At 37.7% G+C, this 12,589-nt stretch carries 11 protein-coding genes; 7 read left to right on the top strand and 4 right to left on the bottom strand.

The genetic code is table 11. The features are described from left to right. The 3 genes from M901_RS07485 to M901_RS16400 all read left to right on the top strand — a co-directional run. On the top strand, nt 1-337 hold a 337-nt coding region (locus tag M901_RS07485), incomplete at its 5' end, for a class II fructose-bisphosphate aldolase (protein WP_021277593.1). A 123-nt stretch (nt 338-460) separates the two neighbouring features. Then, nucleotides 461-880, top strand: coding sequence for a fatty acid desaturase (locus M901_RS16395; RefSeq protein ID WP_021277588.1), 420 nt, complete (start codon nt 461-463; stop codon nt 878-880). Nucleotides 881-984: 104 nt separating this feature from the next. Further along, entirely contained in the window at nt 985-1,476 is a 492-nt protein-coding gene (locus tag M901_RS16400) for a fatty acid desaturase (protein WP_021277592.1), read from the top strand. 37 nt (nt 1,477-1,513) lie between these two features. Here M901_RS16400 and M901_RS07495 read toward each other — a convergent pair whose 3' ends face one another. Together M901_RS07495 and pepN are read right to left on the bottom strand one after the other, a co-directional pair. Beyond that, on the bottom strand, nt 1,514-1,948 hold the full coding sequence (locus M901_RS07495) for a DUF1499 domain-containing protein (protein ID WP_021277594.1): 435 nt from the start codon (nt 1,946-1,948) through the stop codon (nt 1,514-1,516). Between the two features lie 28 nt (nt 1,949-1,976). Then, nucleotides 1,977-4,595 (bottom strand): aminopeptidase N, encoded by a 2,619-nt coding sequence (gene pepN / locus M901_RS07500; protein ID WP_021277595.1) that lies wholly within the window; start codon nt 4,593-4,595, stop codon nt 1,977-1,979. Nucleotides 4,596-4,748: 153 nt separating this feature from the next. Between pepN and M901_RS07505 the strand changes: the two genes are divergently transcribed. Continuing rightward, nucleotides 4,749-5,504 (top strand): PilZ domain-containing protein, encoded by a 756-nt coding sequence (locus M901_RS07505; RefSeq protein ID WP_021277591.1) that lies wholly within the window; start codon nt 4,749-4,751, stop codon nt 5,502-5,504. Here the strand turns inward: M901_RS07505 and M901_RS07510 are convergent. Then, a complete protein-coding gene (locus tag M901_RS07510) occupies nt 5,501-6,469 on the bottom strand; it encodes a hypothetical protein (RefSeq protein WP_021277587.1) in 969 nt (322 codons plus the stop codon). The two genes, M901_RS07505 and M901_RS07510, sit on opposite strands and share 4 nt — an antisense overlap. 146 nt (nt 6,470-6,615) lie before the next feature. On the opposite strand from M901_RS07510, the gene M901_RS07515 reads away from it, so the two are divergent. The 3 genes from M901_RS07515 to M901_RS07525 are packed head-to-tail and all read left to right on the top strand — an operon-like array spanning nt 6,616 to nt 9,934. Next, entirely contained in the window at nt 6,616-7,824 is a 1,209-nt protein-coding gene (locus M901_RS07515; RefSeq protein ID WP_021277590.1) for a pyridoxal phosphate-dependent aminotransferase family protein, read from the top strand. 2 nt (nt 7,825-7,826) lie between these two features. Further along, nucleotides 7,827-8,954, top strand: a complete 1,128-nt coding sequence (locus tag M901_RS07520) for a hypothetical protein (RefSeq protein WP_021277596.1) — start codon at nt 7,827-7,829, stop codon at nt 8,952-8,954. A gap of 2 nt (nt 8,955-8,956) precedes the next feature. Next, a complete protein-coding gene (locus M901_RS07525; RefSeq protein WP_021277586.1) occupies nt 8,957-9,934 on the top strand; it encodes an NAD(P)-dependent oxidoreductase in 978 nt (325 codons plus the stop codon). Here the strand turns inward: M901_RS07525 and M901_RS07530 are convergent. Next, on the bottom strand, nt 9,929-12,508 hold the full coding sequence (locus M901_RS07530; RefSeq protein ID WP_021277589.1) for an ATP-binding protein: 2,580 nt from the start codon (nt 12,506-12,508) through the stop codon (nt 9,929-9,931). The genes M901_RS07525 and M901_RS07530 overlap by 6 nt on opposite strands. Nucleotides 12,509-12,589 lie beyond the last annotated feature (81 nt).

Below are 12,589 nucleotides of genomic sequence, written 5' to 3' on the forward strand. Positions count from 1 at the left end.
TCAAGCAGCTGTTGCCAAAGAGCTTGGAGCAGATGCTGAAAACTGGCTAGTTTTCCACGGGGGATCTGGTTCAGAACTTTCAGAAATTCATGAAACTCTTGGTTACGGTGTGATCAAAATGAATATTGATACTGATACTCAATATGCTTATTCAAGAGCAGTTGTTGATCATGTCTTTAAGAACTACGATGCTATGCTCAAAATCGAGGGAGAAGTGGGAAATAAGAAATTCTACGATCCAAGAGCATGGTCTAAGAAAGCTGAAGAGTCGATGACTGAAAGAATCGCTCAAGCTTGTAAAGACTTAAAATCAGACGGAAAATCAATCCTTCTTTAAGAAATATTTGAATATCTGTAGCGTGGGCCTGAGAAGGCCTGCGCTATTTTTCCTTATATAAATCATTTACTTACCTCCCCACGCAAGCTTTACAACCCTCAGTCTCAGGCGTATGTTAGGGCCATGACAAACAATAGTGAACAGAAAAGAGATTATACCCTAGTCGAAGGACCAAATTGTCACTTCACACGTCGTCGTGAAATCTTGGCGAAACACCCTGAAATTAGAGAGCTTTATGGGCATTATTGGCCATCGGCCATCTATATTTCCCTCATCGTTCTTGCTCAATTAGTGATTTCCTATTTTCTAAGAGATCAGGCATGGTGGGTTATTCTAATTGCCGCTTATTGTGTCGGGGCCTTTGCCAACCATTCACTCTATGTCATGATTCATGAGTGTACTCACAATGTTGTTCTTAGGACTCCTCTTGGAAATAAGATCATGGGACTTGTTTGTGACATTCCTCTAGTTCTTCCATCGGCCATGGGATTTAGAAAGTATCATATGATTCATCATAAACACTTAGGTCGAATATTCTTATGATCCAGATATTACCAGCTATACAGAGAGTCGATTAATCGGAAACTCAGCCTTTATGTAAAGCGCTCTGGCTATTTTTCTTCTCAGTTTCTCAAGCCCTGAGACCTTTGAAGGTTCAATACTATAAACCGCTAAATATTTGGACGGCCATTAATACAGTTCTGCAAATTGCCATTAATATTGCTGTTTATGTTTATATTGGGCCAATGGCACTACTCTATTTAGGACTTTCAACTCTCTTTGCCCTAGGACTTCACCCTCTCGGAGGAAGATGGATTCAAGAGCACTATATTACAGAAGAAGGTCAAGAGACTTACTCATACTATGGTCCACTTAATAAACTAACATTCAATATGGGTTACCATAATGAGCACCATGATTTTATGAATGTTGCATGGATAAATCAGCCAAAAGTAAGCCAAATGGCCCCTGAGTACTATGACTGTTTAAAGAGTTATAAGTCGTGGACTAAAGTTCTGCTCAATTTTATCTTCAACCCAAAAATGGATTCTTTTAGCCGAATCATACATCCTGATCGCCATCCAAAGGCCAGAGATAAAGAAGTAAACTTATACAATAATGTGGATGCCCACTTTTAATAAAATAAAAAGCCCTGATCAACAGGGCTTTTTTTATCTAGAATTTCTTCTTTAAATAATCTTTAAATTCTTCAATTCTCTTTCGATTCGTTCCAAAATCCGAATAACCAACTCTTGATTCAGAACGAAAGTGAATTGTGTTCTTAATGATGAGGAACTCAACATCATCCTTAAACTTAAGAAGTGGCGTTGTGAAAACAGCATGAATATAACCCTCTTTCACAGTAATCACTTCTACATCAGTTCTCTCTTTTAAAAGAATAATAACCTTCTCAATGATCTCTGATTCACTCATCTTAAGATTTAAACTACCGATATAGTGTGAATCCCTTTTATCAAAACTTGAAACACAATTTGGTTTTGATTTACATGGGGCCAATTTATTCGACACCATTCCCTTAGCAACGATGACTTGTGTTGAACAACTTGAAAGAATAAATAATGGTAATAAACTCTTTGCTATCGTTTTCATATTGACCCCAAAGCTAGACACTTACTTATTAAGCAAGTGTCTTTGATACGATTTCGTAGACATTCTTAGAAAGGCCTTCAATCTTAACGATCTCTTCAAGTTCTTTCTTGGCCAACTCATGTAGTGCTTGTGGCATATGTTTTAGGTCACTAAAAGCAGAAGCTAGACGAGAAGCAACTTGAGGGTTGATCTTATCAATCTCCTTAATTTGAGCGGCCACAAACTTAATTCCTCGCCCACTTTCGTGGTTAAACTGAACTTCGTTTCTTGCAAAAGTTCCAACAAGAGCTCTAACGAGGTTTGGAACATTCTTGTCATAGATGTCACAAGAAAGTAGTTCTTGAACATTATCAAATGCCTGATCCTCTTCATTTGAAGCTTGAACCATAAGCCATTTTTGCATAACAAGTGTCTGATCCTTAAAACGATCATAGAACTTCTTAAGAAGATCTCCTGAAGTACTATGCCCATTATATACTGATACTTTTAGTGCTGCTAAAAGATCTGTCATATTTGATGAGTTATCATACTGAGCTTCAACAACTCCGACATGAGACTCTAGGACACCAAGGTAAGAAAGCATCTTATTCTTAAGGGCCCTCTTTCCCATACTTGCGGCGTCAACTTTAAACTCTTCTTCAATATTAAGAGAATCATAGAGAGCCTTAATCTCACTTTCAAACTTTTGAGAAAGTGATAGTTTTAAGAAATCTACAGCTCTCTTCGTTCCAGCAAAGTTATGAACCTTTTGATCTTGAACCATTTCTCCAACTGATGGAAGAGATAGACAAAGGGCCTTGAAAGCATCATCAATATTCTTATCAGTAAGAACTTTTGACCATGAGTTTGCAAAGTTCTCATCTAATACGAGTTCATCAGACTCAATCATCTTATTTAAAACTTGTTTTGCAAAAACATTGCAAGATTCAAATCTATTGAATTCATCTGAGTCATTTGCCATTAAGAAGGCCATGTCTTCGTTGCTCAGATTTGTCTTAAGTTTAATTGGCGCAGAGAACTTTCTATTGAGAGAAGGAACAACTTTCTCATTTACCCCTGTGAAAACAAAAGTTTCCTCTTCCTTTCTTAGATGAAGAATTCCACGACCTAAATCACCTTGATTAGCTCCATCTTTGAGGTTAAGGGCCAAGTCCTTTCCACCTTCTGCTACCAGACCAATGGCCAGTGGCATATGAAATGGTTTCTTTGTATCTTGTCCAGGTGTTGCTGGTGTATTTTGAGCAATCTTAAGAGTTAACTCACTGGCCGACTCATCAAATGAGCTTTCCACTGTTACAATTGGTGTTCCCGCTTGATCATACCAAAGCATGAATTGAGAAAAGTCGTAATCACCGTTGGCCACACTCATAGCATGAACAAAGTCTTCAGTTGTTACCGCTTGTCCATCAAAGAGTTCGAAATACTTATCCATCCCTTTTCTAAACCCTTCTTCACCTAGTAGTGTGTGGATCATACGAATAACTTCAGAACCTTTTTCATAAATAGTTGAAGTATAGAAGTTATTCATTTCAATATATGACTTAGGCTTAATTGGGTGAGCGTTTGGCCCACTATCTTCTGTAAATTGATGACCTCTAAGTCCATTGACATCATTGATACGACAAACTGCTCTTGAGTTTAAATCTGCTGAAAACTCTTGATCTCTAAAGACAGTCAGTCCTTCTTTTAAAGTTAATTGGAACCAATCACGACAAGTGACACGGTTTCCAGTCCAGTTATGGAAATACTCATGACCAATAACGCTTTCAATACCAAAGAAGTTATCGTCAGTTGCAGTTTCTCTATCAGCCAGGACGTAAGCAGAGTTAAAGATATTTAATCCCTTATTCTCCATCGCTCCCATATTGAATGAGTCAACGGCAACAATCATGTAAATATCAAGATCATACTCAAGACCAAATCTCTGCTCATCCCACTTCATTGAGTTCTTTAAACTCTCCATAGCATGATGACACTTACTCTCATTTCCTTTATCGACATAAATTCTAAGATCAACTTCTCTACCGCTACCTGTTTTATAAGAATCTTGAACCATTCCGAGATCTCCGGCCACGAGAGCGTAGAGGTAGGCCGGCTTTGGAAATGGGTCATTCCAAATTGCGAAGTGCTTTCCATCTTCAAGATCACCCGATTCAACAAGGTTTCCATTTGAAAGTAGTATTGGACATTGCTCTTTTGAAGCAATGATCTTCGTTGTGTAGATAGATAAGTTGTCTGGTCTATCGACAAAGTAAGTAATTCTTCTAAACCCTTCTGGCTCGTTTTGAGTACAGAAGATTCCACCTGACATATAAAGACCATCAAGTGCCGTATTGGCCTTTGGATTAATTGTATTTTCAATCACTAGCTCAAAGTCTTCTGCTGGAAGATTAGTGAGTGTCATCAGGTTTTCGTCAAAAGAAATATCTGAAGCGGCCATTGGCTTGCCATTAACCTTGGCACTAACAAATTTTAGCTCTTCTCCATCAAGCACAAGAGTCGTCCCATTTTGTGGGGCTACACTCATCTTATTTGTTACTTTTGTTTCAGTATCATGTAACTCAAATGTCAGATAAACATCCTTGATCAAATGAGTCGGCTTTGTATAATCCTTAAGATATTTTGTTTGTGGTGCTTCACCTTTCATAGTGACTCTCCTATTGGTACGCCACGCATCATCACTGTGGCCAAATTCTCTACTATTAAGGGCAATTTATACATAATCTGAGCAAATTTGTCACAGCTTGAACCTAAAAAAAAATGGTATATCATTGAAATATAGGAAATTTTTAGGATTTTGATGAAGAACTCGAACCAAAAGTACTATTTCTCAGTTGCCGATGAAGATGAAAGAATCACATTCTTTCAAAAAGCAGCCTCAGAGTCTCTACAAGCGGAGATTTGGCAAAAGGGCCAAGACAAGGATCAAGTTGAAGAATTTGATATTACGAGTTTTGATCCCGATACAAAGAAGCTCTCTCTTAAATTCAAAGGGGGACTCCTAAGTAAACTAACAGGTTCAAAGAATAAGGATCAAGATATCCTACTTAAAGTCTCTTTTCACTCGATCTATATTTTTACCTCATCAAAGCTCATTTTTAATAAAGAGGCAGACCTCTACGAGGCCACAATTGATCAAGAGATATACAAGTCTCAACAAAGATCAAACTACCGCCTCAATGCTAACCGCTTTATTGTGATTCAATTTAAGATTGATAATGAAGTTTTTAATGCACTTGATATTTCTGCTGGTGGAACAAGCTTTACTATTCCGGCCGAAATGAAAGACCGTTTTAACAAAGACCAAGTTCACGAAGGTTGTGTCGTGAGACTCGCTAATGTTAACTACACTATTCCAGAATCACGTATTGCAGGGATCTGGGACCATGCCTTTAAAGACGAAAAGGGTAATATCATCGAAGGTTTTAAAATTGGAGTTGCCTTTATTGATCTCCCAAAGAAAACTGAAGAGGACCTCTTTCTCTCAATCAATACAGAAGCTCGCGGTGAAGAGCTACGTAAGAAGTCCCTAGAAAAGAAAGCTTCTCAGAACTAGAAAGTTGTCTCTCTTTGCTCAGTACATTTTGAACTTGCGATAAAGTCTTCTTTTTTAAGGCCGAGATCACTTACAACAGGACTCATTTCTTTAAATAAATAACGGGCCTCTTTCTTAGCAATCTCTAGTGTCGCTTCATTCCAATAACTCTTATACGAGAAGATCTCTTTTAATTTTTGAGGACAACCTACTTTCATATTAAGTAAGAAGGCATCGATATGGGCCATGTAACGAGACTTCATGACTCTCTTATAATTGCGATCATGCCAACCAGGATTATAACGGGCCAAATGCAAGGCAACTTTCTCAATATGAGTATGACCAATGACACGTAGGTAGTGCTTTTCTAAGAACTTCTTGAGCATTGGATGGTTAGGAATAAAGTCTATAAGAGTCGCGGCCTTGGTAAATTCACGAGAACTCTCATAGGAGTCCAATAATCTCCTTAAGATATCGTTCTTTTCACTCCAGTGACCTGGAACCTTAATACGAATGAGATTAATCTCATCATAGAAGTCCTCTTGGTTAAACCTTGCGTAGTACTTCTTCCCAAAGTCCAGACAGTGTCTATTATGGCAGTGACTTAAACCTTGCAAAAAGGCCTGCTGGTTAAACTTAGAAAGCTTTAAGATATCACTAATAAATTCTTCATTTATATCTTCGGCCATGATGATTTGGGCCTTCAAATACCACATCGTCTTTGGCGACTGATGAACAAGAGACTCCCAATTCTTAAGAACATACTCACGCAGTTGTTCTTTTTGATTCCCCGTTTGAGAGCGCATTGATAATAACTCTGAGACTGAACACTTACCTCTTAAAAAACAACTAGATAGAACTTCTTTGTGCTGTTTTTCACGCTCTCTATCTTGTCTTAACTTCATCGTCTTTACCGAAGGCATAACAACCCATTTACCGATAATTCCGATAGCTATTAAAACTAGAAAATAATGATATTTTTTCATGAACAAGTCTTCCCATTTAGAAGTGTGTAAAAGCTCTACAATACGCTCTATTCCCTCTTTAAATGGTTGACTACTGCCTGTCAAATAGGTACTTTTACCGAACTGCCCAAATTTAATATATTAACACAATAAAATCGAGAGTTTACATGGCCATAGAATTCACAGGTGCTGGTAAGAGAATCATTGAAAAAGCGCAAATGCTTAAAGACAATAACCTATACCCATTCTTCAGACAAATTGAAGATTCTGAAGGAACAGTTGTTAAGATTGATGGACAAGATCAAATCATGATCGGTTCAAACAACTACCTTGGACTAACTCACCACCCTCACGTTAAAGAAGCAGCGATTAAGGCCATTGAAAAATATGGAACTGGATGTACTGGTTCTAGATTTCTTAATGGGAACTTAAACCTGCACGAAGAACTTGAAGAAAAGTTAGCAAACTACCTAGGACATGAAGCGGCCATCGTTTTTTCTACGGGGATGCAAACAAATCTTGGTGGGCTTTCGGCAATCTGTGGACCAAAAGACTGTATGCTCTTTGACTCAGAAAACCACGCATCACTTATCGATGCTTCAAGACTTGCAATGGGGGCGACGTTTAAGTTTAAGCACAATGATATGGAGTCTCTTGAAGAACAACTTGCTTCAAATATAAATAGATTCCAAAAAGTGTTTATCGTTGTAGATGGTGTCTTCTCGATGACTGGAGATATTGCCAATCTTCCAAAGATTACTGAACTAGCTGAAAAATATGGCGCTCACATCTACGTTGACGATGCTCACGGTATTGGTGTGATGGGCGAAAAAGGAAGAGGAACAATGCACCACTTTGGTGTCACTGATAAAGTAGACTTGAATATGGGAACATTCTCAAAGTCATTTGCTTGTATTGGTGGTGTTCTTTCAGGATCTAAAGAGACGATCAACTACGTTAAGCACGTTGCAAGATCATTCATGTTCTCTGCTTCTATGCCTCCTTCTGCAGTCGCAACTGTTAAGGCCTGCCTAGAAGTTATCGAAGAAGATACAACTCTTCACGAAAGATTGTGGAGAAATGTTGAATTCATGAGAAATGGATTTAAGGAAATTGGATTCTATACATATAATTCTCAAACACCAATTCTGCCAATCTTTATTGGAGATGATCTAAAATCTATGCAAGTGACTAAATACCTTGCGGAGAATGGTGTTTTTGCAACTCCTGTTGTACCTCCTGCGGTTCCAAAGGGAGAAGCTCTTATCAGAACAAGTTATATGGCATCTCACAATATTGAAGAGTTAACAAAAGTTCTTGACGTATTCGCTATGGCCAAGAAAGAATTTGATATCCCTTCACATATTGGAGAATAGAAATGTCTATTGTTGTAGAAAAAGTCAATCTTTTAGAAAGTAAAAGAGATAGAAAGAGATTTATTAATCTTTCTTGGAATATCTATCAAAAAGATAAGAATTGGGTTCCTCAGCTTAAGATGGAACTTGAAAAGATGTTCAATAAGAAACACCCTTTCTACCAAACAGCAGATGTCGCTTTTTGGATTGCAACAAAAGATGGAAAAGATGTTGGCCGTATTATGGCCATCGTCAATCATAACTATATTAAGTTTCACGATGAGAAAGTCGGTCACTATGGTTTCTTTGAGGCCATTGATGACAAAGATGTTTTCAGGGCCCTATTCAATACATCTGAAGAGTGGCTAAAGTCACAGGGGATGGAAAAGGTTCAAGGACCATTTAATCCTTCGACAAATTATGAATGTGGAAATCTCATTCTCGGTCATGGAGAACGTCCTGTTCTCATGATGCCTTATAACCCAGAATACTATCAAACAAATATAGAAGAATTAGGTTTTGATAAAGCAAAAGACCTGATCGCCTATCACCTAGATAGCAATTTTGAGATGCCTGAAATCATTCGAAAAGTATCTGAAAGAGCAGAGAATAAGAATAATATTACCTATAGAACAGTAAGTAAGAAGAACTGGTCAAAAGAAATTGATCTTATGTATGAAATCTATAACGATGCATGGGAACATAACTGGGGATTTGTCCCAATGACCAAGGATGAGTTCTATGGAACGGCCGGTGACTTAAAAATGGTTGCGGACGAAAGGCTGATTCTCTTTGCAATGGTTGAAGGAAAGGAAGTAGGATTTATCGTTGCTCTTCCTGATTTAAACCAAGTTTTTCATCAAGTACCTAAGGGGAACCTCTTCCCTACTGGTCTAATGAAACTTCTCAATAGAAAGAAGTATATGACTGGGGTAAGAGTTCTTACAATGGGAGTTAAGCAAGAATATAGAAAATATGGACTTGCTTCTATTCTCTATCAAAGATGTCACCAGAATATTCTTAAATATCCACAATATAAAGATATTGAGATGAGTTGGATTCTTGAGGATAACCTCAATATGAATAAACCTCTTATTCGTATGAATGCTAACCCTTACCGTAAATATAGAATCTTCGAAAAAGGTCTTTAACCATGGCCAAGATTCTTGTAACTGGAGCAACAGGGTTTGTCGGATCACACCTTAGTGAGAAGCTCGTCGAACAGGGACATGAAATTTTCTCACTCATAAGAAGTGAGAAAAAGGCCTGTGAGTTTCAGATCAAAGGGCAACTCGTCAAAGGTTCTCTATCTCCTCAGGGACAACTTGAATGGATAGATGATCTTCCAGAAGACCTTGAAATTGTTATTCATACAGCGGGAATTGTTCACGCCGAAGATAGCACTGTCTTTGATCAAGTAAACTACCTCTCAACAGTAAATCTCGTCGAAAAACTACAAAAGAAATATTCAAAACTACACTTCACATTTATTTCTTCACTGGCTGCCGGAGGACCAAGTCATTTTTCTGCTCCTAGAACAGAAGAGATGCCCGATATGCCAGTAAGTGATTATGGTAGATCGAAGAAAAAGGCCGAAACATACTTCAGTCAAACACTTCCAGAAAACTGGACATATAATTGTGTGAGACCTCCTATGGTCATAGGTCCAAGAGACCCGGCCGTACTTGATATTTTCAAAATGGTAAAATCGGGATTTGTTGTAGGTCCAGGTTTAAACTTTAGGATAAAGGAATATAGCTTTATCTGTGTTCACGATCTTGTTGACGGCATCATTCTCTTGGCCGATAAAAAGCCTTCGGGGCTCTTTTATATTGGTCATGACCAAGTCGTGAGTTTTGAGAGTTTAATTAACACTATTAAGATCTCTTTGAATAAGAAATTCGTAATCAATTTACCAATACCTGAAAGACTTTTGAAAGTCGCGGCCTTTATAACGGCACTTCTTCCGATACCGAATAGACTGACAAAAGATAAGGTAAATGAGCTTATCCAAGAAGCATGGTCTTGTAGTAACCAGCAACTTAAAGATCAGGGTTTTGTACCGAAATGGGACATCCAAAGAACGATCGAAGAAACAACAAAAGATTATAAAGAAAGAAACTGGCTATAAGAACTTCCTCAAAATGCTCTCAAGCTGGGCCTTATTAATTGGTTTAGTCATAACCCCATCAAACTTTTCTTCAAAGAGTCTGAGATCTTCTTCAAGTATTGAAGCACTTAGAGAAATTATGGGTGGTAACTCATGAAAGGACTTTCTTAAAAGGTCTGTGGTTTCAGTTCCTTTAAGGCCGGGCATCAACTGATCCATAAAAATAATGTCATACTTACTTTCTTCAAACATATCAATGGCCTGTTGACCACTTTGCGCCTTTTCAACACGAACACCATACTTTCTGAGATAAGCTTCCATCATTTTAAGATTGATATTATTATCATCGACAACAAGTGCCAGAATCTTATTATCAAAATCGAGTTTTTCTACTTTTAAAATTTCATCATTGATTCTCTTCACTGACTCAACATTTGGGATCATGATACGAAAGGTTGTCCCTAGCCCGACTTCTGATTCAACATCAATTTGTGCTTTCATAAGCTTCACATAGCCATCGACAATCGCCAGTCCTAGACCTACACCAGAATCATAGAGCACATCATCTGCACTGAGCTGACCAAATGGTGTAAAAATTGTCTCCAATTTTTCTTGCGGAATACCTCTTCCAGTATCTTTAATGCTGATCACAAGATCACTAATATTTTCACTCTTCTTACTTTGTGAAATTGAGATTTTTATCGAGCCATGAGTGGTGAACTTTATGGAGTTCCCAACCAGATTTGAAATAATTTGCTTTATCTTAATACCATCTACAAGATAATCAATATCCTCTAGATCATCATCGACTTCGATAATAACATTCTTCTCTTTCACCCTAATCGCATAGAGATCATAAATCTGTTTGATAAGAGCTTTCAAATTCGTTGGCCTAATATTAAGCTCTAGCTTACCTTGCTCAAGTCTTGAAAAATCCAATACATCATTAATGATTTCAAGAAGTGACTCAGCAGCATGATAGACAATTTCAAACTTCTCTCTATGATCACTATTTGAAACTTCGTCTTTTAGTACCGTTAAAAAACCTATAATCGCGTTCAATGGTGTTCTTAACTCGTGAGAGACATTTGCCATAAAGTTTGCTCTCATGGTCGAGATTCTTTCCGCCTCATTACGGGCCTCTCTAAGAGCAATCTGTTGATTTTTAATATCAGTAATATTTGTTCTAATTGCAATATACTCTTTAATATTTTTGAGTTCATCGAGAACGGGAAATATTGTTGACTCTACCCAATAGTAATCCCCCTCTTTATTCTTATTTCTGATTTGCCCATGCCAAGTATCTTTGGACTGAATCGTTTTCCACATCTGCTCAAAGAACTCTTTATCATGAAACCCTGAATTAACAAGGCGATGATCCTGCCCAATAATTTCACGATGATCATATTTACTAACTTCAACAAAGTTTGCATTGGCAAAAGTAATCTTTCCCCTTGGGTCAGTTTTAGAAATAATTGAATGAGCATCAATGGCATCAAAGAAGGCATCAAGCTCTCTTGATTTTGCAAGGAGTGAGCGATTTGTTCTCACAAGCTTAGACTTTAGCTTTTCTCCTTCAAGATTTAAGTAGAGAGTAATGATTAGAAAGATGACGAGCAAGAGATAAATAATCTTAATCTTCTGATCGAGAATTCCCATTTGAGTATAGGCCTCATCAAAGTCCATCTCCACAGCGAAGCCAAAATTATAATCATCAAGCCAAAGCCATGCACCAACAACTTCAACGCCTCGATAGTCACGGTAGCCCTTAACATTCATCCCTGCACCGTCTTCAAGGGCCGACTGGGCCATTTTAGTCAGCTGCTTCTTTTTGAACGTCTTATCTTTGGCCATTAAAAGATTCTTTCCTGGATCATAAAGTCGAACCTTGAATTTTGAATTTTGATCATCAAGTGAAATTAGACCGGCCTTTCTTAAATCATTATTAAATCTTGAATCCGAGATCATAAGTCCTGATTCATCAAAGGCATAGGTCTCACCAGTTCGCCCGACACGTGCGATTTCAAAGATTGACTTAAAAACAACCTTAGGATCATAGATTAAAGTTATGGCCCCAACAAAGCCCTCTTCTTTCATACGAACCGGAGCTGTAATAAGAATTAACTCATCAGATTGGGAAACACTAAAATCCTCAATATAGGGCTTAACAAATACTGCCTTCTGACTCGATCTAACTTTATTCCAGTAAGTGAAAGTATTTTCCTTAAGTCTCTTTCCTATAAGATTTTTCTGGGATGACTCAACGATGACACCCTCTTCATCTTGAACAACGACACCAATAACATCTTTAGAATTAGATATTCTTTCTAGCTGATCGTCGATTAGAAGTGTTCTATTGGTAAAGTAAATTTGAATAAAATCAGATCGACTGGCTATTTCAGAAAAGTGTTGAACCTCATTGACCCAGATAATAAATGAAGATTCTGTAATATCAATCCCGGCCAACAAGTTATTTGTGACTTCATTTTCAGCACTCTTTCTAACTTGAACCTGAGTTTGATGACCGACAATAATTATTGTAATCAATAATACCAACGGTAAAAATATATTAACTAAGACCCTCTTAAGCGTCATCTCTTCCCCATGATTTTAAAATCTTATCGGAGATAAGCCGTTAATATTTATTTAAAAACGATAAGTAAAGGCCGGGCCCGT

The sequence above is a fragment of the Bacteriovorax sp. DB6_IX genome, from assembly GCF_000447775.1.
Taxonomy (GTDB): Bacteria; Bdellovibrionota; Bacteriovoracia; order Bacteriovoracales; family Bacteriovoracaceae; genus Halobacteriovorax_A.